General features: G+C 69.8%; 23 protein-coding genes. 15 read left to right on the top strand and 8 right to left on the bottom strand.

Annotation, left to right across the window (positions count from 1 at the left end; all coding sequences use genetic code 11):
- The first annotated feature begins 22 nt into the window (after positions 1-22).
- From ABD736_RS06365 to ABD736_RS06350, 4 genes are all read left to right on the top strand, one after another.
- Positions 23-583, top strand: coding sequence for a gluconokinase (locus ABD736_RS06365; RefSeq protein WP_344790900.1), 561 nt, complete (start codon positions 23-25; stop codon positions 581-583).
- A gap of 65 nt (positions 584-648) precedes the next feature.
- Positions 649-1,254 (top strand): TetR/AcrR family transcriptional regulator, encoded by a 606-nt coding sequence (locus ABD736_RS06360; RefSeq protein WP_344790899.1) that lies wholly within the window; start codon positions 649-651, stop codon positions 1,252-1,254.
- 274 nt (positions 1,255-1,528) lie between these two features.
- Positions 1,529-2,134: a DUF6230 family protein gene (locus ABD736_RS06355; protein ID WP_344790898.1), complete on the top strand. Its 606-nt coding sequence runs from the start codon at positions 1,529-1,531 to the stop codon at positions 2,132-2,134.
- A 12-nt stretch (positions 2,135-2,146) separates the two neighbouring features.
- A complete protein-coding gene (locus ABD736_RS06350; RefSeq protein ID WP_344790896.1) occupies positions 2,147-3,493 on the top strand; it encodes a DUF6114 domain-containing protein in 1,347 nt (448 codons plus the stop codon).
- A 30-nt stretch (positions 3,494-3,523) separates the two neighbouring features.
- On the opposite strand, the gene uxaC is transcribed toward ABD736_RS06350, so the two are convergent.
- On the bottom strand, positions 3,524-4,930 hold the full coding sequence (gene uxaC / locus ABD736_RS06345; RefSeq protein WP_344790895.1) for a glucuronate isomerase: 1,407 nt from the start codon (positions 4,928-4,930) through the stop codon (positions 3,524-3,526).
- 96 nt (positions 4,931-5,026) lie between these two features.
- Here uxaC and ABD736_RS06340 point away from each other — a divergent pair, with 96 nt between their 5' ends.
- The 7 genes from ABD736_RS06340 (at position 5,027) to ABD736_RS06310 (ending at position 11,885) form a co-directional block, all read left to right on the top strand.
- The gene (locus ABD736_RS06340) at positions 5,027-5,440 is read left to right on the top strand and encodes a DUF3054 domain-containing protein (RefSeq protein ID WP_344790894.1); all 414 of its coding nucleotides are present in this window, start codon (positions 5,027-5,029) and stop codon (positions 5,438-5,440) included.
- Positions 5,441-5,579: 139 nt separating this feature from the next.
- Positions 5,580-6,422, top strand: a complete 843-nt coding sequence (locus ABD736_RS06335; RefSeq protein WP_344790893.1) for a sugar phosphate isomerase/epimerase family protein — start codon at positions 5,580-5,582, stop codon at positions 6,420-6,422.
- On the top strand, positions 6,419-7,612 hold the full coding sequence (locus ABD736_RS06330) for a Gfo/Idh/MocA family protein (RefSeq protein WP_344790892.1): 1,194 nt from the start codon (positions 6,419-6,421) through the stop codon (positions 7,610-7,612). The genes ABD736_RS06335 and ABD736_RS06330 overlap by 4 nt, the downstream gene beginning before the upstream one ends.
- Positions 7,612-8,550, top strand: a complete 939-nt coding sequence (locus ABD736_RS06325; protein WP_344790891.1) for a sugar phosphate isomerase/epimerase family protein — start codon at positions 7,612-7,614, stop codon at positions 8,548-8,550. Before ABD736_RS06330 ends, ABD736_RS06325 begins: the two co-directional genes overlap by 1 nt.
- Entirely contained in the window at positions 8,547-9,632 is a 1,086-nt protein-coding gene (locus ABD736_RS06320) for a mannitol dehydrogenase family protein (protein ID WP_344790890.1), read from the top strand. The genes ABD736_RS06325 and ABD736_RS06320 overlap by 4 nt, the downstream gene beginning before the upstream one ends.
- A 15-nt stretch (positions 9,633-9,647) precedes the next feature.
- On the top strand, positions 9,648-10,898 hold the full coding sequence (gene manD, locus ABD736_RS06315; protein ID WP_344790889.1) for a D-mannonate dehydratase ManD: 1,251 nt from the start codon (positions 9,648-9,650) through the stop codon (positions 10,896-10,898).
- A 138-nt stretch (positions 10,899-11,036) separates the two neighbouring features.
- Complete coding sequence (locus tag ABD736_RS06310; RefSeq protein ID WP_344790888.1) at positions 11,037-11,885, top strand: serine protein kinase RIO; 849 nt, start codon at positions 11,037-11,039, stop codon at positions 11,883-11,885.
- A 360-nt stretch (positions 11,886-12,245) separates the two neighbouring features.
- On the opposite strand, the gene ABD736_RS06305 is transcribed toward ABD736_RS06310, so the two are convergent.
- The 3 genes from ABD736_RS06305 to ABD736_RS06295 all read right to left on the bottom strand — a co-directional run bounded on the left by ABD736_RS06305 (position 12,246) and on the right by ABD736_RS06295 (position 14,529).
- Entirely contained in the window at positions 12,246-12,548 is a 303-nt protein-coding gene (locus ABD736_RS06305) for an SHOCT domain-containing protein (RefSeq protein ID WP_344790887.1), read from the bottom strand.
- 125 nt (positions 12,549-12,673) lie between these two features.
- On the bottom strand, positions 12,674-13,321 hold the full coding sequence (locus tag ABD736_RS06300) for a response regulator (RefSeq protein WP_344790886.1): 648 nt from the start codon (positions 13,319-13,321) through the stop codon (positions 12,674-12,676).
- Positions 13,318-14,529, bottom strand: coding sequence for a sensor histidine kinase (locus tag ABD736_RS06295; protein ID WP_344790885.1), 1,212 nt, complete (start codon positions 14,527-14,529; stop codon positions 13,318-13,320). Before ABD736_RS06295 ends, ABD736_RS06300 begins: the two co-directional genes overlap by 4 nt.
- Before the next feature lie 265 nt (positions 14,530-14,794).
- On the opposite strand from ABD736_RS06295, the gene ABD736_RS06290 reads away from it, so the two are divergent.
- The 3 genes from ABD736_RS06290 (at position 14,795) to mfd (ending at position 19,754) form a co-directional block, all read left to right on the top strand.
- Positions 14,795-15,415, top strand: a complete 621-nt coding sequence (locus tag ABD736_RS06290) for a 50S ribosomal protein L25/general stress protein Ctc (RefSeq protein WP_344790884.1) — start codon at positions 14,795-14,797, stop codon at positions 15,413-15,415.
- 65 nt (positions 15,416-15,480) lie between these two features.
- Positions 15,481-16,074 carry an aminoacyl-tRNA hydrolase gene (gene pth / locus ABD736_RS06285; protein WP_344790883.1) on the top strand — a complete coding sequence of 198 codons (594 nt, stop codon included), beginning with the start codon at positions 15,481-15,483 and terminating at the stop codon, positions 16,072-16,074.
- Positions 16,075-16,184: 110 nt separating this feature from the next.
- Complete coding sequence (gene mfd / locus ABD736_RS06280; RefSeq protein ID WP_344790882.1) at positions 16,185-19,754, top strand: transcription-repair coupling factor; 3,570 nt, start codon at positions 16,185-16,187, stop codon at positions 19,752-19,754.
- Here the strand turns inward: mfd and ABD736_RS06275 are convergent.
- Together ABD736_RS06275 and ABD736_RS06270 are read right to left on the bottom strand one after the other, a co-directional pair.
- Entirely contained in the window at positions 19,751-20,800 is a 1,050-nt protein-coding gene (locus ABD736_RS06275; protein WP_344790881.1) for an alanine racemase, read from the bottom strand. The two genes, mfd and ABD736_RS06275, sit on opposite strands and share 4 nt — an antisense overlap.
- Positions 20,797-21,516 (bottom strand): alanine racemase C-terminal domain-containing protein, encoded by a 720-nt coding sequence (locus ABD736_RS06270; RefSeq protein ID WP_344790880.1) that lies wholly within the window; start codon positions 21,514-21,516, stop codon positions 20,797-20,799. The genes ABD736_RS06275 and ABD736_RS06270 overlap by 4 nt, the downstream gene beginning before the upstream one ends.
- Positions 21,517-21,634: 118 nt before the next feature.
- Between ABD736_RS06270 and ABD736_RS06265 the strand changes: the two genes are divergently transcribed.
- Positions 21,635-22,657, top strand: a complete 1,023-nt coding sequence (locus ABD736_RS06265) for a sugar-transfer associated ATP-grasp domain-containing protein (protein WP_344790879.1) — start codon at positions 21,635-21,637, stop codon at positions 22,655-22,657.
- Positions 22,658-22,660: 3 nt separating this feature from the next.
- Here the strand turns inward: ABD736_RS06265 and ABD736_RS06260 are convergent, their stop codons facing one another.
- Positions 22,661-23,197: a hypothetical protein gene (locus tag ABD736_RS06260; RefSeq protein WP_344790878.1), complete on the bottom strand. Its 537-nt coding sequence runs from the start codon at positions 23,195-23,197 to the stop codon at positions 22,661-22,663.
- Between the two features lie 210 nt (positions 23,198-23,407).
- Positions 23,408-23,998: a VIT1/CCC1 transporter family protein gene (locus ABD736_RS06255; protein ID WP_344790877.1), complete on the bottom strand. Its 591-nt coding sequence runs from the start codon at positions 23,996-23,998 to the stop codon at positions 23,408-23,410.
- Positions 23,999-24,031 lie beyond the last annotated feature (33 nt).

The following is a 24,031-nucleotide window of genomic DNA, read 5'->3' as shown; positions in this document are numbered from 1 at the left end:
TAACACTAGCCAAGATAGACGTATGGAAAACGCGGCGCCCGTAACACTTCAACCCGTAGTCCTCATGGGCGTGAGCGGCTCCGGCAAGAGCACCGTGGGCGACCGCCTCGCTGCGGCATCCGGTCGCATCTTCATCGACGGCGACGACCTTCACCCCGCAGCCAACAAAGAGAAGATGGCCGCGGGAATCCCGCTCACCGACGACGACCGCTGGCCCTGGCTGCGCCGCGTGGGCGAGCGGCTGGCCGTCGGCGACGGCGTCATCATCGCGTGCTCGTCGCTCAAGCGGGCCTATCGCGACCTGCTGCGCGAGTACGCGCCAGACGCCTATTTCGCGCTGCTGAACGGCACGCATGAGCTGCTCGCCGCGCGGCTTGCGGGGCGCCACCACGAGTACATGCCGACGACGCTGCTCGACTCGCAGCTCGCGACCCTCGAGCCGCTGGGCGCCGACGAGCGCGGCGGCGTCTTCGACATCGCGAACCCGGTCGACGAGCTGGTCGCCGAGATCCGCGCTGCGCTCGCCGCGGGCCAGCCCGTCGACATCAGCGCGCCTGCGCCCGGCGACATCATCTGCGAGTGACCCGGGTTCGGCGGGTGACGGATGCGTCACGCGTCCGCTCACCCGCCTCTCGGTAGTCTCAAGGGATGCCAGGCACCGACCGTCGCACGCGGATGACGCCAGAGGAGCGGCGCAAACAGCTGATCGCCCTCGGAGTGAACGCGCTCGCAGATCGCCCGCTGGAAGACGTGACGATCGAGTTCCTCGCGGCGGAGGCCGGTGTCTCGCGCGGCCTGGTCTTCTACTACTTCAGCTCGAAGACGGGCCTGCACCACGAACTCGTGCGCGCGGCCCGCGACAGCTTGATGCGCGCCACTGAGCCGCACCCCGAGTTCGCTCCGTCCGAGCGCCTGCACGACACGCTTGAGCGCTTCGTCACCTTCGCCCGCGATCACCGGCAGACCTTCTACTCGCTCGTGCGGGGTGCGGCCTCGGGCGACGAGACTGTGCGCGAGATCGTCGACGAGGTGCGCTCGGCGCAGGCCGAGCGGCTGTCGATCATGTTCGGCGAGCTCGGCGTCGAGACGAACGAGCGCCTGCACATCGCGCTGCGCGCCTGGGTGTCGCTCGCCGAGCAGGCGCTCATCGACGGCGCCGTCAACGAAGGGCTCGGCCGCGACGAGCTCGTGGGCTTCCTCGAGAAGAGCTGCCTCGCCGTCGTCGAGCTCGTCTCGCCGCGGTCGCGCGTCTGACCGCGTCGCGTTGCTGCGCCGGCTGACCGCGTCGCGTTGCTGCGCCGGCTGACCGCGTCGCGTTGCTGAGTCGATACGCAGATTTGGGTCGATAGAACGGATGCTTTCGCGACATCGGTCTGCTTATCGACCCATTCCCGCGTTGCGGCACGAGCACACCGACGGCATTCGGCGACACGCGCTGAGGTTCTTATTTGACCGTTTGTCAATAGGCTTGTAACCTCATTGGGGCAGGACAGAGTGGTCTTGTCACCAGTTCCATTTAGGGGGAGCAATGAACTTCAAGAGCATCGTGAAGTCGCGCGGGGGGCGCATCGCGATGGTCGCCGTTCCGGTGGGCATCGCAGCGGCGGTCGTCATGGGCGGTGTCGCGCAGGGTGCCGTGCCGGTCTCGTTCTCGATCTCCGGCCAGTCCTTCACGATGGGCGGCAGTGAGCTCGACGGCAGCTCGTTCTCGCAGTACGGCGGCGTCGCCAAGCTGCAGGACGGCAAAGAGGTGCCGGTCGCGATCGCCAACATCGGCACCGCGACGATCGCGAACCTGTGCCAGTCGGTCGTCACTGACACGCCCGCGGGCAAGGTCGGCCTCGTCATCACGGCGGGCGACAAGGAAGGCGCGCCGGTGAAGGCGCAGAACCTGCAGATCGGCATGACCGACCTCAAGGGTGATGCGGTCTTCAGCAACATCCGCATCGGCACCGACGCGGCCTCGGTCGTGACGAACGCCAAGGGCTCCGCAGGCGACTTCGCCCAGGACTCCGAGGGCATCACGCTGAAGAACTTCTCGCAGGTCGCCTACAGCACCACGGCGGGCACGCTGGCGCTGTCCGACATGCACCTCAAGGTCGTCACCGACGGCAGCGGCTGCTCTGCCAAGTAAGCGGAGCGCATCGTGACGACGCGACGCGCCGCCTTCCGTGAATGGCGCCGTGAACGCCCCTTCGTGGGCGCGGTGCTGATAGCCATCGGCGGCATCGAGGAGTTCTTCTCCGGGCAGCTGGACATCGGAAAGATCCACGTCCAGCTCGGGCTCGAGGGGCTGCAGGCCGCCGTGATCCCGGCGGTCCTGGTGCTGCTGGCCGTGCTGATCGCCCTGATGCCGGTGCACCGCATCTTCTACGGCATCATCGCGTTGCTGCTGTCGCTGTACTCGCTGATCGGCGTGAACCTCGGCGGCTTCATCATCGGCATGCTGCTCTCGTCGATCGGCGGCGTCCTCGTCGTCGCCTGGATGCCCAAGAAGCGCGCAGAGCACGCGGCTGTGGCCGAGCCGGATGCCTCGAGCGAGCCGCCTGAGGGACTCGCCGAGCTGCTGTCGTCCGAGACGGATGACACGGGTCAGGCATCCGATCAGCCCGCGCCCGGCCGTGCGGCCAAGTCGCGCGTCCAGCACGGCAACGGGCACGCAGAGCCCGTGATTCCGCCGGGCCTGCGCCGCGGCGGCGCCGCAGCAGCGGCGATCGTGCTGGCGCTGGTCGCAGCGGGCGTCGCGCCGCAGAGTGCGCGCGCCGCAGAGCCGGCCGCCGTCCAGTCGGGCTGCGTCCTGTTCGTCATCTGCTCGCCGTCGTCGAGTCCGTCGCCGACGCCAACGACCCCCGCCTCGAGTCCCACCCCATCCACGGGCTCGGGCGGGTCCCCTGTTGAGACCGACCCCGGTGGCACGATCATCCAGGTCCCCGGGCAAGACGGCGGGTCGGTGCCGGCCCCCGGTCAGACGCCGACCACCACGGCGCCCGCCACCAGTGACCCGACGACGCAGACCCCGCTCGTGTCGCTCGGCGCCGACAACGACCACGGCATCTTCACGACGCCCTCGGCCAACACGTGGGGTGACTCGCTGAAGATCTCCGGCCCGAGCAACGTCGGCATCGTGACGGTGCCGCTCGCCAACGGCAGCCGTGCGACCGCGATCCGCATCGAGTGCGACGAGCTCACCATCGGGAACTTCCACCTCGACTCGTCGAACCGTCAGGAACTGGTCAACCTCGACACGGCCGGCATGACGCTCAAGGGCCACGCGGTGCTGTACATCGACCGCATCGGCACGAAGTACGGCAACGGTGAGGGGCTGGACAAGAGCCTCGCCGCCAACCCCCTGACCCTCGAGGCGCTCATGACGCTGCTCGGCCAGGGGCACACGGTGCTCGGGCTCATCGGGGCGCAGGCCGACAGCCTGAGCTACGACAACTTCCACGAGACCGCCGCACTGCAGAGCTCGGGGGTGCCGTCGGGCAACTGAGCCGACCGGCCGCGCCGCTCGCAGGGCTTCTCAGAGCTTGAAGACGCGCCGGGGCTGCTCGTCGACCAGACGACGAGCGACTCCGAGCGCGTCGTCCTCTGTGAGCTGGTGCGTCACGACGAGGTTCGCGAGGAATGCGGCATCCGCCCGCCTCGACATGTCGTGCCTGGCCGGGATCGAGCAGAACGCGCGGGTGTCGTCGATGAAGCCGCTCGTCTTCGCGAAGCCGGCGGAGTCGGTGACGGCCGCGCGATAGCGCGCGATGGCGGCGGGGGAGTCGAGGAACCACCACGGCGCCCCCGCGAACACGCTGGGGTAGAAGCCCGCGAGCGGCGCGATTTCGCGGCTGAACAGCGTCTCATCGACCGTGAAGAGCACGAGGTGGAAGCCGGGCGCCGTGCCGAAGTCCCTGAGCAGCGGCGCGAGTGGCTGCGTGTAGCCGCCGACGGCGGGAAGGTCGTGCCCGGTGTCGGGCCCGAAGCGCTCGAGGGTCGGCCGGTGCGTGTTGCGGTGGACGCCCGCGTGCAGCTGCATCACGAGGCCGTCGTCGACGGACATCTCGGCGAAGCGATAGAGCAGGTTGGCGCGATAGGCGGATGCCTCGGCTTCGCTCACCTCGCCGGCGAGCCCGGCGAGGTGGATGCGCTCGGACGCGGTGTCGCTGAGCGGCGTCGCGTCGGCCGCGAGCACGCCCGTGTCGGTGGCGGTGCCGCCCGCCGCCTGGAAGAACGCGCGCCGGCTGCGCAGGGCATCGAGCAGGCCGGCGTAGGTGCCCGTGTCGATGCCGGATGCCTCGGCCAGCGCCGCGAGCGCGGGGGCCCACGCCGGCGTGCCGGGCGTCAGGTAGCGGTCGGCGCGGAAGGTCGGCACGACCCGGCCGCGGAACGTCGGGTCCTCGCGCAGCGCGAGGTGCGCCGCGAGGTCGTCGGCCGGGTCATCGGTCGTCGCGAGCACCTCGATGCCGAAGCGGTCGAACAGGGCGCGCGGCCGGAACCCGGGCTCTGACAGTCGCGCCTCGAGCTCGTCGTAGAGGCGGTCGGCTGACGCCTCGCTCGGCTGCTCGTCGATGCCGAACACCTCGGCGAGCTCGCTCTCGAGCCAGAACCGCACGGGGGTGCCGAGGAACGCGTCCCAGTGGCGGCAGAAAGTGCGCCAGATCTTCCGCCCATCGCGCTCCCGCGCGTCCTTCCCCAGCTCCAGCTCTTCGTACGTCACCCCCAGCGCGTGCAGCAGCCGGGTCACGTAGTGGTCGGGGGTGATGAACAGCGCAGCCGGGTCGGGGAAGCGCTCGTCGTCGAGCAGCACCCGCGCGTCGACGTGCCCGTGCGGCGACAGGATCGGCGCGCCCGCCACCTCGCCGTAGAGCCTGCGCGCGACGTCACGCGTGCCGGGGTCGGCCGGAAGCAGACGGTCGGGGTGCGGGGACAGCGCAGTCATACCCGCGAGTCAAGCAGGGGCATCCGCTCGCCTCAATCTGCAACGCGCCTCGCCCGCTCTCGGCATTCTTCAAGTCTTGTACGCAATCATGCATCTATGACCGTATACAAGATCACTTCCGCCCGCCGCGTCGGCCCGAGCCCGTGGCTCGTGCCCGCGATCTTCCTCGACCTCGCCCTGGTCACCGGCTTCACGATGGTCGGCCGCATGATCCACGGCTATGACCTCGGCTTCCTCGGCGTCGCGCACACGGCGTGGCCCTTCCTCGTCGGCACGTTGCTCGGCTGGGCCGTCAGCCTCGCCTGGCGACGCCCGCTCGCGATCCGCTCGTCCGCGATCCCGATCTGGCTCGTCACCGTCGGGGTCGGCATGCTGCTGCGCTTCGTCAGCGGCCAGGGCATCGCGCTGCCGTTCGTGATCGTCGCCCTGATCTTCACCGGCGTCGTGCTGCGCGGCTGGCGGGCGATCGCGAAGCCGTTCGCTCGCCGCTCGGCGATCCTGCAGAGCTAGCGTCCCCTCGCGCGATTCGTCACCCGTTTCCTTTCGGTTCCGGGTGACGAATCGTGCGTTCTGTGCCGGAATGCTGACATTCGCAAACGTGATGGGCCGCCCCTAGAGACCGGCACCCGCCGTGCCATAGCGTGAAAGCGTGAGCGACGCTGCGGTCTGGAAACTGTCCGGCTTCGGCGACGAGATCTCGCCCGACCCTGCGATCCAGCTCGCGGTGCTCGAAGCGCTCGGCGCACGGCACGTCGAGGTGCGCAGTGCGTGGGGCGTCAACGTCGCCGACTTCGATGATGAGCGAACGGATGCCTTAGCCGAACGCATCTCGCAGGCCGGCTTCGGCGTCTCGGCCATCGCCTCGCCCATCGGCAAGGTCGACGTGTCGCTGCCCGTCGAGCACGAGGTCGAGCGGCTGCGTGCGGTCATCAGGGTCGCGCACCGGCTCGAGTCCCGCTTCGTGCGGATCTTCTCGTTCTACCGGGCTGAGGAGCGCACGGCCGAGGACATCCGCGACGACGTGCTGGTCAGGATGCGCGCGCTCGCCGACCTCGCCGAGGTTGAAGACATCGTGCTGCTGCACGAGAACGAGAAAGGCATCTACGGCGACGTACCCGCGCGGGTGCTCGACATCGTCGAATCCGTCGGCAGTGGAAACCTGCGACTCGCGTGGGACAACGCGAACTACGTGCAGTGCGGCGTGAAGCCGTTCTCGGAAGGGTGGAGGAGCCTCGCGCCCTACGTCGACTACCTGCAGGTGAAGGACGCGCTCTTTGAAACCGGTGAGGTCGTGCCCGCGGGCGAGGGCGACGGCGAGCTGCTCGAGACCGTGACCGCACTGCGCGACGCGGGCTATGCGGGGTTCGCGAGCCTCGAGCCGCACCTCGCTGAGGGCTTCTCGCTCGGCGGCTTCAGCGGGCCGGCGGCGTTCGGCCGAGCTGCGCGCGCCTTCGACCGGCTCATCGCGCAGATCGGCGTGACCACCGCATGAACGGCGGTGCAGACCAGACACTGAGCGCCGCACTGGTCGGCAACGGCGTGATCGCCGGCAACCACGTGCGTGCGATGGCCGCGAACGGGGTGCTGCGGGTTGCGGCGCTCGTCGACCCCGACCCCGCCGCCCGCGCGAGAATCGCCGAGCTGATCGCCGCGGAGACGTCGTGGCCGCCGCCCGCGCAGTTCGAGACGCTTACCGAGGCGCTGAGGGCTGGTGCGCCTGACGTCGTCGTCATCGCGACGCCCAGCGGTACCCACGTCGAGCTCGCGCTCGAGGCGGTCGCCGCGGGCGCCCACGTCGTGATCGAGAAGCCGCTCGACACCAGGGTCGGGAAGGCGCTCCCGCTGCGCGACGCCGCCCGCGAGGCGTCCGGTCGCGGTCAGATCGTGAGCGTCATCAGCCAGCACCGCTTCGACCCGGCATCCGTCGTCGTCGCCGAGGCCGCGCACAGCGGGCGCCTCGGCCGCCTGACCAGCGCCGTCGCGACGGTTCCGTGGTGGCGCAGCCAGCAGTACTACGACTCGGGCGAGTGGCGCGGCACGTGGCAGCTCGACGGCGGCGGCTCGACCATGAACCAGGGCGTGCACACGGTCGACCTGCTTGTGTGGCTGCTCGGCCGCCCCCGGTCGGTGTTCGCCTACGCCGCTGTGCTCGCGCACGACGGCCTCGCCGTCGAAGACACGGCGGCGGCCGCCGTGCGGTTCGAGAGCGGGGCCATCGCGGTGCTGCACACGACGACCGCGGCGTACCCGGGGCTCGGCGTGCGGCTCAACGTGCACGGCTCTCTCGGCTCAGCGCTCATCGAGGGCGATCGGCTCGAGTACTTCTACGCGGCGCCCGCGGCCGACGCAGACGCGGCTCGGGACAGCAACGCAGACCCGACCAGGGGCGGCCCGCGCAATCTGGCCCCCGACCTCGTCGCCGCCGATCAGCTCGCGGGTGGGGAACCCGCCCCCGATGCGTTCACGCAGGGTCATCGCCGGCAGTACGACGACATCGTCGCGGCCATCAGAGAGCGCCGCCCGCCCACGGTGGGCGTCGAGGACGCGCTACTCTCGCTGGCAGTAGTGCGTGCGCTCTACGTCTCGGCCGCCCTCGGAGCAGAGGTCGGCGTCGACGAGATCCTCTCGGGCGCCCACGACGACGTCACCTTCGACCCGAACTCTCAAGAGGAACCGTCCTGATGCGCTTCTCCGTCACCACCGTCTCGACCCCTGAATGGACGCCTGAAGAGGCCGCCGCCGCCATCGCCGCCCAAGGGTGGGACGGCATCGAGTGGCGCGTCACCGACCAGGAGCCGGCCGACGAGCCCGGCTACTGGGCCGGCAACCGCGCGACCTGGCCGCTGACCGGGCTCGAGGAGTCGGTGCCCGAGATCCTGCGCATCACCAACGAGGCGGGGCTCGACTTCTCTGCGATCGGCGCCTACGTGCAGGCATCCGATCACGACAACATCGAGCGACTGCTGGCCGCGACCGCCGCGCTCGGCGCCGGCAGCGTGCGCATCGGCGTTCCCCACGTTCCCGTCGCCGACTACCGCGCGGTCTTCGCCGCCACGCGTGCCGACCTCGAGTGGGTCGTCGAGCGTGCCGCCGTGCATGGTGTGAAGGTGCTGGTCGAGCTGCACCACGGCACGATCATCTCGAGCGCCTCGGCCGCCTACCGCCTCGTCGAGGGGCTGGACCCGGAGCGCATCGGCGTCATCCACGACATCGGCAACCAGGTGATCGAGGGCTTCGAAGACATCGGCACGGCTTTCCAGATCCTCGGCGAGTACCTGGCGCACATCCACGTGAAGAACGCCGTGTGGTGGCCGAACGGCCAGCAGGGGCCCGACGCCCAGGTGATGTGGGAGCACAACTGGTCGACCCTGCGCGACGGGCAGATCGACATCGACTGGCTGTTCCGCGCGCTCGTGTCGATCGGCTACGACGGCTGGGTCGCGCTCGAGGACTTCACCGACCTGAGCACCCCGCGCGACGAGCGGCTGCTCGACAGCCTGCAGTTCCTGCACGGCTCGTACCAGCGGGCGCTGATGTGGGCCGAGTGGGTCGCCGCAGAGGCTGCGGAGGCCGACGCCGTCGAAGAGGTGCAGACCGAGGGGCCCGACGTCGAGGCATGACGCGACTCGCCCACCTCGGCCTCGGCGCGTTCTTCCGCGCCCATCAGGCGTGGTACACCGAGCGGGCGAACGCGCTCGCGCCGGGTGACCCCGCGCCGGCTGAGCAGTGGCGCTACACCGCGTTCACCGGGCGCTCGCCCGAGTTGGCCGCGGCGCTGACCGCGGCCGGCAACCGCTACACGCTGGTCGAGCGCGGCGCGGAGGGCGACGAGTCGACGCAGGTCACGTCGATCGCGGCGTCCTTTGCCGGCGACGATACGGATGCCTGGACGGCGGCCTTCTGCGACCCAGAACTCGCCGTCGTGACCGTCACCGTGACCGAGGCGGGGTACGACGCCGCGACCTCGCCGGCGCCCGGCCGGCTGCTCTCCGGCCTCGCCGCACGGCGCGCCGCGGGTGGCGGCCCGCTCGCCCTCGTCAGCTGCGACAACCTCGCGGGCAACGGCGAGGTGCTCCACGGGGCGGTGGTGCGGCTGGCCGAGGCATCCGATCTCGATCTCGCGCGCTGGATCGAGCGCAAAGTGACGTTCCCGTCGACCATGGTCGACCGGATCACTCCGCACTCGAGCGACCCGCTGACGGTGATCACCGAGCCGTTCTCGGAGTGGGTGATCGCGGGCGACTTCCCTGCCGGGCGCCCCGCGTGGGATGCCGTCGGCGCGCGCTTCGTCGACGACGTCGCGCCGTTCGAGCGCCGCAAGCTGTGGCTGCTGAATGCCGCGCACTCGACGATGACCTACCTCGGCCTGCTGCGCGGGTTCGAGACCATCGATCAGGCGTGGGGCGACGACGAGATCCGCGCGACGGTCGAGCAGCTCTGGAACGAGGTGCGGCCCGTCCTGGGATTCGAGGATGCTGAGACGGATGCCGCGCTCGCGGCTCTTCGCCCCCGCTTCGCGAACCCCCGCATCGCTCACCGGCTCGAGCAGATCGCACGGCAGGGCCGCGAGAAGCTCGCGCAGCGGCAACGGGCCATCATGGCGGCGCGGCTCGAGGCCGGGCTGCCGGCGGGTGACGCGTGCCGGGCGACCATCGAGGCATTCGACGAGATCGTGAAGAAGGGAATCGCGCGTGTTGATTGAGAAGGGCGACTTTCCGTGGTGATTGAAAAGGTCGAAGTCCTGGTCTCGAGCCCGGGGCGCAACTTCGTCACGCTGCGCATCACGACCGACGACGGCGTGACGGGCCTCGGCGACGCGACGCTGAACGGCCGCGAGCTGGCCGTCGCCGCCTACCTGCGCGAGCACGTCGCGCCGCTGCTCATCGGCCGTGACGCGCACCGCATCGAGGACACGTGGCAGTACCTCTACCGCGGCGCGTACTGGCGCCGTGGCCCCGTCACGATGGCCTCGATCGCCGCCGTCGACACCGCCCTGTGGGACATCAAGGCAAAGGTCGCCGGGCTGCCGCTCTATCAGCTTCTAGGCGGTCGCTCGCGCAACGGGCTGCTGGTCTACGGCCACGCCTCGGGGGCAGAGCTGCCCGAGCTGTTCGACTCGATCCGCGAGCACCAGGAAGAGGGGTATCGTGCGATCCGCATCCAGACCGGCATCCCCGGCCTGCCGTCTGTCTACGGTGTCGCGTCGTCCGCCAACGCGCGGGCTGGCGCGGAGGCCGGCACCGACGAGCGCTACGACTACGAGCCGGCGCGCCGCAGCGCCGTTCCCGTCGAAGAGACCTGGGACACGCGGGCGTATCTGCGACACATCCCCGGAGTGTTCGAGGCGGTGCGGAACGAATTCGGGCCGGAGCTGCCGCTGCTGCACGACGGCCACCACCGGCTCACTCCCATCCAGGCGGCGAAGCTCGGGAAATCCCTCGAGCCCTACGACCTGTTCTGGCTCGAAGACGTGACGCCCGCCGAGAACCAGGACGCGCTGCGCCTCGTGCGCCAGCACACCACCACGCCGCTCGCCATCGGCGAGGTGTTCAACACGATCTGGGACTACAAGACGCTGATCGAAGAGCAGCTCATCGACTACGTGCGCAGCCCCGTCACTCACGCGGGCGGCATTACCGGGCTGCGTCGCATTTTCGACTACGCGAGCGTCTATCAGATCAAGTCGGGCGTGCACGGGCCGACGGATGTCTCGCCCGTCGGCCTCGCCGCCGCTATCCACCTGGGGCTCGCCATTCCGAACTTCGGAATCCAGGAGTACATGCGGCACGCACCCACGACGCACGACGTGTTCCACGCGACGTACACCTTCGCGAACGGGCTGCTGGATGCCTCGGACGAGCCGGGTCTCGGTGTCACCTACGACGACGAGGCGGCCGCGGCGCACCCCTACGAGGCGGCCTATCTGCCGGTCAACCGCCTGCTCGACGGCTCGATGCACGACTGGTAGCGTGAGCGAACCTGTTCGCGACCGATGACGGAAGGAGTGATGAGCATGACTGAGATCTTCAGCGCCTGCATGTCCACGTCCTTCCCGGGGGCCGCGCTCTAAGCAATCGCCGCGGCCTCCTGCTCATTGGAGACCGCAGTGTCCGTTTTCGGCGACGACTTCGTCGTTCCCACCTTCGCCTTCGCCGACGTCGAGCCGGGCGAAGGCCAGCGCTGGTCCACCTGGCCGGCCACCCAGCCTCTCGAACGCGGCCCGGAGCCGCGGCCCGACTGGGTCGTCACCTCTGCCGCAGCCCTCGACACCGAGCTCGGCCTGGTGAAGACCGGCAAAGAGGCCGACCTGTTCCTGATCGAGAGGGCGATACCGGATGCCTCGCCGGGAGCTCCGGGTCAGGCATCCGTTCTCGCCGCCAAGCGCTACCGCTCAGCCGAGCAGAGCGACTTCCACCGCTCGAGCGCCTACACCGCGGGGCGGCGCGAGCGGCGCAGTCGCGACCAGAGGGCGATCGAGCGCAAATCTTCATACGGCCGCACGGTTGCAGCCGGCCAGTGGGCGAGTGCCGAGTTCGCCGCACTCTGCGAGTTCTGGCGGCGCGGGCTCCCCGTGCCGTACCCGGTGCAGATCTCGTACACCGAGATCCTCATGGAGTTCATCGGCGATGACGGTGTCGCGGCGCCCCGGCTGGCGAATGCGCCGCTCTCGCCGGCCGAACTGAGCGAGGCTTTCGATCAGGCGATCGAGATCTTGCACGGATTCGCGGCCGCGCAGAGCGCGCACGGCGACCTCTCGCCGTACAACCTTCTCTGGCACCGCGGTCGGGTGATCGTGATCGACCTGCCGCAGATCGTCGACGTCATCACGAACCCCAATGGATTCGAGCTGCTCGAGCGTGATGTACGCAACGTCTGCACCTGGTTCGAGCGGCGCGGAGTGCCGAACGACCCTGATGCGCTCTTCGCAGAGGTGTGTGCCGACGTCCTCGCCTGAGACGCGTCGCCTGACACGCGCTGCCTCGCGAGGAGTCTTCCGTCCTCGCCTGACGCGTCGCCCGAAAAGCGCTGCCTCGCGAGGCGTCTTCCGTCCTCGCCTGACGCGTCGCCCGAAAAGCGCTGCCTCGCGAGGCGTCTTCCGTCCTCGCCCGAGACGCACTGCATCGCGAAGAGTCTCCGTAGGCAAGAGATCCGGGCGCCCGTGGAGCGTCTGCCCGGATCTCTTGCCGACGGAGAGTGTTTCGACGGCCCGTCGTCGGCCGCAGCGCCGGCTGCCGCACCGGAGGCTGGGGCTCAGCGGCTCAGCGGCTCAGCGGCTCAGCGGCTCAGTGGCTCAGGGGCTCAGTGGCTCAGGGGCTCAGGGGCGCGGGCCGCCGGGGCCGAACTGGGGGCGGTTGGCGCGCAGCACCTCGAGGCGCGCGCGGTACTCCTGCTCGTCGATGTCGCCGTTGGCGTAGCGCTGGGCGAGTGTCTGCTCGGCCGAGCTCGAGCTCTGCTCGTGCCAGTAACCCCACATGGCACGGCGCCGGCGGCTGAACACGATGGCCAGCGCGACGATGACCGCGATCCAGAACAGCGGAATGACGAAGAAGAACGGGAAGAACGGACCGGGGCCGGCCCAGTGAGCGGCGGCCGCGGCGGTGGCGAGTGCGGTGTTCATGAGCGATTCCTTTCGAGCGTTTGCGCTGACGGCTCTGCCCGCCAACACCACCAGCGTCTCGAGCGGCGCGCCCGACCGAATCTGCCCGGGGGAGTGATCGCGCGTACTCCGGAAGGAGCAGTGCCCTACGGCACGAGCCCGGTCTCATAGGCGATCACCACGAGCTGCACCCGATCCCGCGCGGCGAGCTTCGTCATGATGCGCGACACGTGGGTCTTCGCGGTCAGGGGGCTGAGGAACAGCTCGGCCCCGATCTCCTGGTTCGTCAGCCCGCGGCCGACGAGCCGCAGCACCTCGCGCTCGCGGTCGGTGAGCACGGCGAGGTGCGAGTCGTCGACCGGCGCTCGCCCGGCCACCACCTGGTCGAGCAGCCGCTTCGTCACGCCGGGGGACAGCAGGGCCTCGCCGGCCACCGCGACGCGCACCGCGCGCAGCAGATCGACGGGCTCGGTGTCTTTGACGAGGAATCCGCTCGCCCCCGCTTTCAACGCGCGCGCGACGTACTCGTCGAGTTCAAAGGTGGTGACGATCACGACGTGAACGGATGCCAGCCCCGGATCGGCCGCGATCTGCTCGGTCGCCCACAGGCCGTCGCCGTCGGGCATGCGGATGTCCATCAACACCACATCGGGCCGCTTCGCCCGCACGACGTCGAGCGCCTCGCGCCCCGTGCCGGCCTCGCCGACGACCTCGAGGTCGGGCTCCGAGTCGATCAGGCTGCGGAAACCGGCTCGGATCAGGCCCTGGTCATCGGCGACGACGACGCGGATCATCGAGCACCGCCGAGAGGAAGGCGCGCCTCGACCCGGAACCCGCCGCCGGGCGCAGGACTCGCCGTCAACGTCCCGCCGAGCAACTCGGCGCGCTCGCGCATGCCCAGCAGTCCGCGGCCGTCGGGCGAGGCCCCAGCCGCGGCGCCGACGCCGTCGTCGGAGATCCGCACCGAGAGCCACTCGTCGTCGCCGGTCACCTCGACCTCAACCCGATGCGCGGCGGCGTGCTTGGTGACGTTTGTCAGGGCCTCCTGCACGATGCGGTACACCGCCTGCTGCGTCGCGGCGGACACGTCCTCGGCGTTCAGCCCAGCCGCCACCGCCAGGGTGCCGTCGAGGCCGTGCGCCTTCAGCTCATCGACCAGCGCGCCGAGACCCGCGAGCCCCTGCTCCGGGGCGAGAGGCGCGTCGCCGCGAAGCATCCCCAGCACCTGCCGCACCTCGTCGAGCGCGTGCTTGCTCGTGTCCTTCACGTTCGCGAGTGCAGTCGCCGCTTTCTCGGGCTGCGTCTCAAACAGATGAAGGCCGACGGATGCCTGCACGTTGATCTGGCTGAGCGAATGCGCCAGCACGTCATGCAGCTCGCGGGCGATGCGGACGCGCTCGGCCTGCGCCTCCTCTGCGCGCCGCGCCTCGGCGTCGCGCAGCTGCTGCTCGCGCCAGAGACGCCGGTTGCGCGCGGACTGCGGGATCACCAGCACCGCGATCGACACGATCGTCCAGGGCACGAGCAGGAACAGGCTCGCCGGATTGCGGTTCACCAGGTAGAGCCCGATCGGGGTGAGCCAGAGCACGCCGGTCACGATCCACGCCCACAGCCGCGCGTCGTGGAGGACCGCGATCACGACGGCGAAGATCACGGAGATGTAGAAGGCGATCGCGGATGCCGCGAGCAGCATCAGACCTTCGCCGACCACTGCAGAGGCGGCGATGGCGATGAGGATCGGGCCGGGGCGGCGCCTGATCCAGATCAACAGCACGGGCCCGACGAATGCCAGCAGCACGAGGAGGACCGCGACGGCGGGGTTGATCGGGTGGAGCTCGGCGTCGACCAGCGGGTTCGCCGCCGGCCCGAACCGCGGCCCGTGCTGCGCGCGCCATTGAAACGACCGCGCGCCGAGAATGCCGGCGGTCGTCCCGACCTGGATGAGGGCGGAGAGCACGACCGGCGCCCACACGCGCAGCGCTGAGCGTTCGGAGTCCGGCATGGGGTCAGCGTAGGGGCGGCAGCCGACACCGGGCATCCTCCCTGGGGAGTAACGGGCAGCACGGCCAGGAAGCAGCCCGGCGGCGCTGGTAGACTTTCAGCAACTTCGGCGAGGGATGCCTCACCATCGCGCAAGCGACAGGGCAGGCATCCGTAATCGACGCGGTGGAACCGGCTTCACGTCATTCCTCACGCGCGCAACGCGTTCGAGTTGAAATCACACACCAGACGTGGGCGGGAAGCCCACCGACAGCAAAGGCATTCACATGGCTGACAAGCTCACTGCCGAGGTCCGCGAGTCCTTCGGCAAGGGTGCTGCGCGCAAGATCCGCGCAGCCGACAAGATCCCCGCCGTCATCTACGGTCACGGCACCGAGCCGCGCCACATCACGCTGCCCGGCCACGAGACCATGCTTCTCGTCCGCAAGGCGAACGCGGTCATCGAGCTCGACATCGCCGGCGCGTCCGAGCTCGCGCTCGTGAAGGACGTCCAGAAGGACCCGGTGCGTCAGATCATCGAGCACATCGACCTCATCGTCGTCAAGCGCGGCGAGAAGGTCACCGTCGACGTTCCGGTGCACCTCGAGGGCGAGCCCTTCGGCTCGGCCATTGCCGAGCAGGACGCCTCGACGGTGTCGCTCGAGGTCGAGGCGACCAACATCCCCGAGCGCGTCGTCGTCGACGTCGAGGGCAAGGAGGCCGGCACGCACATCACCGCAGGCGACCTCGAGCTGCCCGCCGGTGCGACCCTGGTGACCGACCCCGAGACGCTGGTCGTCGGCATCGTGAACCCGCCGGCACCCGAGGCGGAGGAGACCGAGGCTGCTGAGGAAGCCGCCGAGGCCGAGACCGCTGCCGGTGAGTCCGCCGGCGAGTCCGCCGAGTAGGCACCGCTTCACCGAAGGCGGGCGCTCCCATTGGGGCGCCCGCCTTTCGCGTACCGTTAGGAGCTATGGCTCAACCCACCGACACCTGGCTCGTCGTCGGCCTCGGCAACCCCGGGCCCGCGTATGCGAATACCAGGCACAACGTGGGGCAGATGGTCGTCGACGAGCTGGCAGCACGGGCATCCGCCACCTTCAAATCGCACAAGACCAACTCGCACGTGGCCGAGGGACGGCTGCGCGTCGGCGGCCCGAAGCTGATCCTCGCGAAATCGAACGGCTACATGAACACCTCGGGCGGCCCGGTATCGCAGCTGCTCAAGTTCTATTCGCTCGAGCCGTCGCAGCTCATCGTCGTGCAGGACGAGCTCGACATCCCGTTCGACACCCTGAAGCTCAAGTTCGGCGGCGGCCACGGCGGTCACAACGGCGTGCGCGACATCATCAAGGCGACGGGGACCGGTGATTTCACGCGCGTGCGCGTGGGTGTCGGGCGTCCGCCCGGGTCATCGGATGCCGCAGATCACGTCCTCAAAGCGTTCAGTTCCGCCGAGCGGAAGAATCTGCCGATCTTGATCGCCGATGCCGCCGACGCGATCGAGCTGATCACCACCGACGGCCTCACCGCCGCCCAGCTCAAGTTCCACACGAAGTCGGCGTAGCGCGCCCTCTCGACTGCGCCAGACGGTCACCACCGCACCCGCCGGCGGCTCACGCGGCGCAGCGGTGACCGTCCAGGGCAGTTGGACGCGCCTTCCGTAGACTTGAACGCGTGGTACTCGAGGGATTGATCGAGGCGCTTTCGCGCGCCCAGAGCTTCGACGACGCCCTCGCGTACGCGAGTCGCGCCGCCGATTTCCAGGCCACTGACGGCCTTCGGGTGCCGCTGCTCGCGGCTCTGTTCGCAAAGCGCCCGAAGGAGCAGCAGGCGCTGCTGGTGGTCACCGCGACGGGCCGCGACTCCGAGGCTCTGCGCCAGGCGCTGCCGAGCTTCGCGCCAGAGGCAGAGATCATCGAGTTCCCCGCGTGGGAGACCTTGCCGCACGAGCGCCTGAGCCCCAGCGCCGAGATCGTGGGGCGCCGACTCACGACGCTGCGGCGGCTGAAGCAGTGGCAGTCCGAGGCGCCGGAGACCAGGCATCCGCTCATCGTCGTCGCCAGCGTGCGCGCCGCTCTGCAGCCGATCGCCGACAACCTCACCGACATCGACCCCGTCGAGCTCGAGGTCGGTCATCGGGGTTACGACCTCGATCGCATCACGCAGACGCTCGTCGATCTCGCCTACGCGCGCGTCGACATGGTCACGCGCCGCGGCGAGTTCGCGGTGCGCGGCGGCATCCTCGACGTGTTCAGCCCGATTGCCGAGCACCCGTACCGCATCGACTTCTTCGGCGACGAGGTCGACCAGATCCGGTGGTTCTCGGTCGCCGACCAGCGCTCGCTCGCCGAGCCCGTGCACAAGGCGACGCTGCCGCCGAGCCGCGAGCTGCTGCTCTCCGAGAGTGTGCGTCAGCGCGCCCGCGAGATGCAGCACGAGTTCCCGAGCCTGTCGAGCCTGCTCGAGCGGGTCGGCCAGGGCATCCCGGTCGAGGGCATGGAGTCGCTCGCACCGGCCCTCGTCGACAAGCTCGTCCCCGTCACGGCCTATCTGCCCGAGGGCGCCGCCGTCGCCGTCGTCGCGCCCGAGCGGGTCGCGAGCCGCGCGGTCAGCCTCGCCGAGACCAACCGCGAGTTCCTCGCCGCGGCGTGGAGCGCCGCCACGGTCGGCGCCGCCGCGCCCATCGACCTCGAGGCGGGCGACTTCTTGACGCTCGAGGCGCTGAAGGCGAGCGTCCCCGACAGCCCGTGGTGGACCTTCTCGACCTTCGACGCCGGCGAGGCGGGCGACGCCGTACGCGTCGCGGGCAACGCGGTGCCGAGCTTCCAGGGCAATGTCATGGGCGCGCTCGAGCACGTCGGCGAGCTGCTGCAGGGCGGCTGGAAGGTCGTCATCGCCGCCGCCGGCCAGGGCCTGGTCGGCCGCGCGTCCGACGTGCTCGGCGAGGCAGGGCTTGCCGCACGCGTGGTCGACGATTACCCGGCGGATGCCGAGGCGGGCGTCGCCTACCTGGTGAAGGCCGCCGTCGAGCACGGCTTCGAGCTGCCCGAGGAGAAGCTCGCCCTGATCGGCGAGACGGAGTTCTACGGGCGCACGATCGGCTACGACTCCCGCCAGGTGAAGAAGCTGGGCAGTCGGCGCAAGAACGTCGTCGACCCGCTGCAGCTGAAGGCAGGCGACATCGTCGTGCACCAGACGCACGGCATCGGCCGGTTCGTCGAGCTCGTGCAGCGCGAGGTCTCGAGCGGCGGCCGCAACGCGGTGAAGACGAAGCGCGAGTACCTCGTGCTCGAGTACGCGCCGTCGAAGCGCGGCGGCCCGCGCGACAAGCTCTACGTGCCGACCGACCAGCTCGACCTGCTCACCCGCTACGTCGGCGGCGAGGAGCCCGCGCTGTCGAAGATGGGCGGCAGCGACTGGGCCGCCGCGAAGTCGAAGGCGCGCCGTGCGGTGCGTGACATCGCGGTCGAGCTCGTGAAGCTGTATTCGGCGCGCATGGCCGCGAAGGGCTTCGCGTTCCCGCCGGACACGCCCTGGCAGCAGGAGCTCGAGGACGCGTTCCCCTTCGCCGAGACCCCCGACCAGCTGCAGACCATCGACGAGGTCAAGGCCGACATGGAGCGGCCGATCCCCATGGACCGCCTGATCTCGGGCGACGTCGGCTTCGGTAAGACCGAGATCGCCGTTCGCGCTGCGTTCAAGGCGGTGCAGGGCGGCAAGCAGGTCGTGGTGCTCGTGCCGACCACGCTGCTGGTGAAGCAGCACTTCGAGACGTTCAGCGAGCGCTTCGCCGGCTTCCCGGTGCACCTGCGCCAGCTCAGCCGCTTCCAGACCGACAAAGAGGCGAAGGAGGTGCTCGACGGGCTCGCCGACGGCACGGTCGACGTCGTCATCGGCACCCACCGCCTGCTGGCGAAGGGCGTGACCTTCAAGGATGTCGGGCTGGTCATCGTCGATGAGGAGCAGCGCTTCGGCGTCGAGCACAAAGACGCGCTGAAGAAGATCAAGACCAACGTCGACGTGCTGGCGATGAGCGCGACCCCGATCCCGCGCACCCTCGAGATGGCCGTCACGGGGATTCGCGAGATGTCGACCCTGGCGACGCCCCCCGAAGACAGGCATCCGATTCTCACCTTCGTCGGCCCCTACAACGACAAGCAGGTGGCGGCGGCGATCAGGCGAGAGATCCTGCGCGAGGGCCAGGTGTTCTTCGTGCACAACCGAGTCTCGTCGATCAACCGGGTCGCGTCGCAGATCGCGGAGCTCGTGCCCGAGGCGCGCGTCGCCGTCGCGCACGGCCAGCTGAGCGAGCACACGCTCGAGCAGATCGTGGTGGATTTCTGGGAGCGCAAGTTCGACGTGCTCGTCTCGACGACCATCATCGAGACCGGGCTCGATATCTCGAACGCGAACACGATCATCATCGACCGCGCCGACAAGTACGGCCTGTCGCAGCTGCACCAGCTGCGCGGGCGCGTCGGCCGCGGGCGCGAGCGCGCCTACGCGTACTTCCTGTGGGACGAGAACAAGCCGCTCTCCGAGACGGCGCACGACCGGCTCTCGACGCTCGCGGCCAACAACGAGCTCGGCTCGGGCATGCAGATCGCGCTGAAGGACCTCGAGATCCGCGGCGCGGGCAACCTGCTCGGCGGCGAGCAGTCCGGCCACATCGCAGGCGTCGGCTTCGACCTGTACCTGCGCATGATCGGCGAGGCCGTCGGCCAGTTCCGCGGCGACGTCGCGGAGGGCCAGACCGAGCTGCGGCTCGAGCTGCCCGTCGACGCGCACATTCCCGAGGACTATGTGGATTCAGAGCGCCTGCGGCTCGAGGCGTATCAGAAGCTGTCGGCGGCGTCCGGCCCGAACGCGCGCGACAACGCGATCGATCTCGTCGTGGAGGAGCTCACCGACCGCTACGGCGAGCTGCCCGAGCCCGTGCAGAACCTCGTCGCGGTCGCGCGTCTGCGCAGGCACGCGCAGCTCGCAGGGCTCGGCGAGGTCGTGACCATGGGGTCGAACCTGCGCCTCGCGCCGGCGGATCTCGCCGACTCGATCCAGGTGCGGCTGCAGCGCATGTACCCGGGGGCCAAGCACTTCCAGCAGCAGCGCGCGATCTCGGTGCCGATCAAGACGGTCGACGGGCAGCACCTGCCCGACACCGAGCTCATCGCCTGGGTCGGCGACCTGCTGAAGGCGATCTTCCCGCTGCCCGAGAAGGTGGCGGAAGAGGCGGCGTCGGCCTAGCCGACGTACTCGCGCGGAAGGCGCGCGTCGAGCCGGGTGTGCAGCTCCTCGCCGATCGTGCCGATCGCCTCGGCCCAGGTGGTCGAGGTGATCGAGTGCTCGGCGCCGTCGCCGAACACGACGGCCTCGTCGCCGACGGCGAGCTCGGCGTCGGCAGCGGCGATCACGAGGTACTCGGCGTCGATGCGGATGACGGGGCGAGCCGCCCCGCGCACCGCCACGGTCACCCGCCCCGCGGCGCTCGACGGCAGCCCGTGCCAGGCGCCGACCGCGACGAAGGCCTGGCCGCCCTCGACCGCGGCGACCGGCGCGCGCAGCGAGGCGATGGGGGTGATGCCGAGCTCGTCGGCATACGGGCCGCCGGCCGGCGCGATGCCATAGCTGAACGCCCCGATGCGCACCAGGTCGTAGTCGAATTCTGGCCGCAGCGTGCCCGCCGCGCTCGCCGCCAGATGCCGCAGCCTCGGCCGCAGCCCCGCCTCGCGCGCTTGGTCGACGGCCTCGTCGAAGCGGGCTCGCGCGAGGTCGTCCTCGGCGTCCGAGGCTTCGGAGATGTGGCTCCAGACGCCCTCGACCGCGACCCGGCCCTCGGCCTCGAGCACCGCGGCGCGCGACACGAACTCCGGCCACGCCTCGCGTCGCACGCCGTTGCGGTTGAGCCCCGTGTCGATCTTGAGGTGCACGCGCGGCACCAGTCCCAGGGCAGCGCCCGTCGCAGCGACCGCCTCGAGCACGACCGCGCTGCCGACGCCCAGATCGACGTCGGCGCGGATGCCTGCCGCGAGGTCCTCATCGGGCGACAGCAGCCACGCGAAGAGCCGCGGCGCGCCGCCGGCGAACGCCCGCACCGCCAGCGCGGTGCCGAGGTCGAGGCATCCGACCCATTCGACGCCCTGCGCGAGCGCCCGCGAGACGATGGGTTCGAGACCGTGCCCGTACGCGTCGTTCTTGACCACGAGCATGAACTGCGCGGGCGCGACGCGCGCACGCAGGGCGGCCACGTTGCGGTCGAACGCGGCGAGATCGATGACGAGCCGGGCGGTCACGAGCGGTACTCCTTGTCGAAGCGCGAGGCGACGCCGACGGCGAGTTCGGCGGCGTCGAGCTTGGTCGCCTCGGCCCACTCCGCCAGCGTCGGCTCCCCGTCGGCGGTGCCGAGATAGACCACCTCGTCGCCGATCGCGACGGGGTCGTCGCCGATGTCGACGACGCACACATCCATCGCGACCCGCCCGACGATCGGGTGTCGCCGCCCGTCGATCATCACGTCGGCTCGGCTGCCGAGGGCGCGCACGACGCCCTGCGCGTAGCCGCCCGTCACCAGCGCGAGCCTGCTGTCGGTCGGCGCGCGGTGCAGATAGCCGTACGAGACGCCTTCCCGAGCCCGCACCGGCTTGACGTTCACGACGCGCCCGGCGGCGCGCAGCACGGGCTCGCCCGCGGTGCCGGGCAGGCCGTAGAGCTCACGACTGACGAGCGCCCACTGCGCGGGCACGGCGGCGGCGGGCGACGCCGGCACGATCGTCGCGTCGGGGAACGCCGCGCGTGCGGCATCCGTCTCAGCGGGCGAGACGAGCAGGCCCTCGACGCCCGCGTCGAGCGCCGCGCGCGCGACCTGCGTGAGCCCGTGACCGAGCGCATCGTGGCGCACGTCGGCGAGCAGGGGAGTGAGGGCGGATGCCACGGCCGCGCGCGCATTGCGCGTGATCGCGCCGAGATCGATGACGGCGCTGACCTCGACGCCGGGGCGGCCGATCGGCATTGTTGGGTCCTTTCGTCTGGGCCCGTTCTGGGGCCAGCCTAACCAGCGGTGGTGGCATCGGCGGCTTCCCTATAATCGGGTGACCCCGTCGACCCGTTTCCCCTTTTCAGGAGTCCTCGTGAGCCCTCGCTCCGGCCTCAGTGCCCGCATCAATCAGGTTGTGAGCCGTGCTCGGCGCATCGACGTCGGCTCGGTCGTGCACCGGGCTCGGGAAGCCGCGAAGCAGCACCACAAGTCGACCGCGGTCGTGCTCGTCGACATGCTTCTTGAGGCAGGGTTCCACGAGACCGCCTTCCAGGACTACGTCGACTGGGATTTCGCGATGCTGACCGCCGCCGAGCGGAAGACGTTCATGACGCACCCGCTCTCGCAGCGCCTCTCCGAGCAGTTCGACGCTCCGGCAGGCCGGCTGATCTTCCAGGACAAGATCGCCTTCAACGAGGCCTTCGACGAGTTCCTCGGCCGCGAATGGCTGCGGGTCGAGGGGGCGTCTGTCGACGAGGTGCGCGACTTCGTCACCCGGCACGGGCGCGTGATGGGCAAGGTGCCGTTCAGCAACTCGGGGCATGGCGTCGAGCGGCATGAGGCCAAGGACGTCACCGACTGGGCCGGGTTCCGCGAGTCGCTGATCGCCAAGGGGCAGACCCTGCTCGAAGAGCTCATCGTGCAGCATCCGACGCTCGCCGAGCTCTGCCCTGGCACGGTCAACACGACGCGTGTCACCGCCTTCTACGACGGGCAGCGCGCCCGCATCCTCTCAATGGCGCAGAAGTTCGGCCGCGGGGCGGCGAGTGACCAGCAGACCTACGGCGGCTTCTACACGATGCTCGACATCGAGACCGGACACTCGAAGGGCCCCGGCTACGACTCCCACGACAGCGTGCACCACGTGCACCCGGAGTCCGGCGTCTCGATCCCGGACTTCCAGCTGCCGCTGTTCGAGACGGTGCAGCCCTTCATGGACAAGGTCGTCGGGGTCGTGCCCGAGGTGCGCTACGTCGGCTGGGACGTCGTGATGGGGCCGACCGGCCCCGTGCTCGTTGAGGGCAACTGGGCCGTCGGCGTCTACGACAACAAGCCGAGCGTCACGGGCGTACGCACGGGCAGCCGCCCGCGCTTCCAGCAGGTGATGGGGTTCTAGGAGTCACTGTGGCTTTCTCTCCCGACCAGTCAACAGGTGGTGGGCCGTCCACCCGTATTCGGGATCGTCTACAAGCGATTTGAGGATCTTGCGGCCTTCTTCACCGCCGTAACGCCTCACCTTCCGCAAAAAGAACGCAGAGGCGTAGCGTCCGGCATGTTCACCGGTGACGAGAGCGACCAGCTTCGGATAGTCGATCTTCTTCGCCCGCACCTCGATCGCCGAGGCCAGCCCCTCCTCAACGCTCGGATCGTCGGTGCCGAGGTAGAGCTCAATCAGCTCGTCGAAGGACACGGTCTTGGTCGCACGTTCCAGACCACGAGCGAGGTAGTTCCGGCTGTATCCGAACAACGCCTGATCGTGCATCAGCTCCAGGACCACTGCGGTTTCCGCTTCGGTCAGCGGCTCCTTCAAGGTGAGCCACTCGTCCAGATCCGCCTCGTAACCCGCGGCACGAAGACGCTCCAGCACGATTTGGTTCGAGGTCTCGCGGTCAGCGTGCCGTCTCTCGAACCCCTCCCTTGCCTCGTTCACATCCATCTCTTCCCCTGGCCCCATGGCATCACCATAGGTTCTCCGAGTCTGTCGGGATTTTTGCGTAAGTGGCTCGGCGCGATGCCGCGGGCTTTGCTCGTGGTGGAAGGAGCATCACGCCATGCGCACACATCTTCCGATGCTCTCGACGGATGTGTCGGCGAGGCGCATCGCGCCCGTCCGTTACTACAGCTCGCGCTGGCTGAATCGCACCGTCTACACGCCCACGCCGGTGCCCAGCAGGGCGCCGATGGCGAAGGTGATGGCGAGGGCGATCGCACCGCCGATCACGACGCGCAGGGTGGCGCGCAGCGGGGGAGCGTCGCCGAAGCGCGCCCCGAGCCACCCGGTCAGCGCGAGCGCGAGCAGCACGGCGGCGAAGGTCACGGGAACCTTTGGCGGCACCGGCACGAGCACGGCACACAGGAACGGCAGCAGGCCGCCGATGAAGAAGGCGGTGAGCGACGCCAGCGCGGCGCTCACGGGGCTGACGTCGTCGGTCTCTGCCGCCTCGCCGCGCGTGATGCGGGCGCGCACGGCGTCGCGCTGCGAGCTCACCGACACGTATTCGCCGAGCGCCATCGACAGCGCGCCGCCGATGAGCGCGGCGGCCCCGGCCAGCAGGATCGGGTGCACCGCGGTGGTCGCGCCGGCCACGCCGATGACGACGGCTGCGACCGACACGATGCCGTCGTTCGCGCCGAGCACGCCCGCGCGCAGCCAGTTGAGCCGCGAGGCAAGGCTCTCAGGCGCGGCCTCGCTCGAGGTTCCGAGCAGGGCGCGCAGCGGCGAGAGAACGTTCGACATAGCTCAATGGAAGCATTCGAGACGGACCCTCGC

Origin of the sequence: Gryllotalpicola daejeonensis, from assembly GCF_039538145.1 — a bacterium.
In the GTDB taxonomy this organism is placed as follows: Bacteria; Actinomycetota; Actinomycetes; order Actinomycetales; family Microbacteriaceae; genus Gryllotalpicola; species Gryllotalpicola daejeonensis.
This window is presented reverse-complemented; position numbering and strand designations above follow the sequence as displayed.

Bases quoted from the DNA above. Each gene is read 5' to 3' on its own strand.
- ABD736_RS06270 (WP_344790880.1), bottom strand. From the start codon at position 21,516: ATGCCGATCGGCCGCCCCGGCGTCGAGGTCAGCGCCGTCATCGATCTC.
- ABD736_RS06365 (WP_344790900.1), top strand. From the start codon at position 23: ATGGAAAACGCGGCGCCCGTAACACTTCAACCCGTAGTCCTCATGGGC.
- ABD736_RS06340 (WP_344790894.1), top strand. From the start codon at position 5,027: ATGACCGTATACAAGATCACTTCCGCCCGCCGCGTCGGCCCGAGCCCG.
- ABD736_RS06300 (WP_344790886.1), bottom strand. From the start codon at position 13,321: ATGATCCGCGTCGTCGTCGCCGATGACCAGGGCCTGATCCGAGCCGGT.
- ABD736_RS06255 (WP_344790877.1), bottom strand. From the start codon at position 23,998: ATGTCGAACGTTCTCTCGCCGCTGCGCGCCCTGCTCGGAACCTCGAGC.
- ABD736_RS06305 (WP_344790887.1), bottom strand. From the start codon at position 12,548: ATGAACACCGCACTCGCCACCGCCGCGGCCGCCGCTCACTGGGCCGGC.
- ABD736_RS06320 (WP_344790890.1), top strand. From the start codon at position 8,547: ATGACGCGACTCGCCCACCTCGGCCTCGGCGCGTTCTTCCGCGCCCAT.
- ABD736_RS06355 (WP_344790898.1), top strand. From the start codon at position 1,529: ATGAACTTCAAGAGCATCGTGAAGTCGCGCGGGGGGCGCATCGCGATG.
- ABD736_RS06290 (WP_344790884.1), top strand. From the start codon at position 14,795: ATGGCTGACAAGCTCACTGCCGAGGTCCGCGAGTCCTTCGGCAAGGGT.
- ABD736_RS06360 (WP_344790899.1), top strand. From the start codon at position 649: ATGCCAGGCACCGACCGTCGCACGCGGATGACGCCAGAGGAGCGGCGC.
- ABD736_RS06295 (WP_344790885.1), bottom strand. From the start codon at position 14,529: ATGCCGGACTCCGAACGCTCAGCGCTGCGCGTGTGGGCGCCGGTCGTG.
- uxaC (WP_344790895.1), bottom strand. From the start codon at position 4,930: ATGACTGCGCTGTCCCCGCACCCCGACCGTCTGCTTCCGGCCGACCCC.
- ABD736_RS06330 (WP_344790892.1), top strand. From the start codon at position 6,419: ATGAACGGCGGTGCAGACCAGACACTGAGCGCCGCACTGGTCGGCAAC.
- ABD736_RS06260 (WP_344790878.1), bottom strand. From the start codon at position 23,197: ATGGATGTGAACGAGGCAAGGGAGGGGTTCGAGAGACGGCACGCTGAC.
- ABD736_RS06325 (WP_344790891.1), top strand. From the start codon at position 7,612: ATGCGCTTCTCCGTCACCACCGTCTCGACCCCTGAATGGACGCCTGAA.
- pth (WP_344790883.1), top strand. From the start codon at position 15,481: ATGGCTCAACCCACCGACACCTGGCTCGTCGTCGGCCTCGGCAACCCC.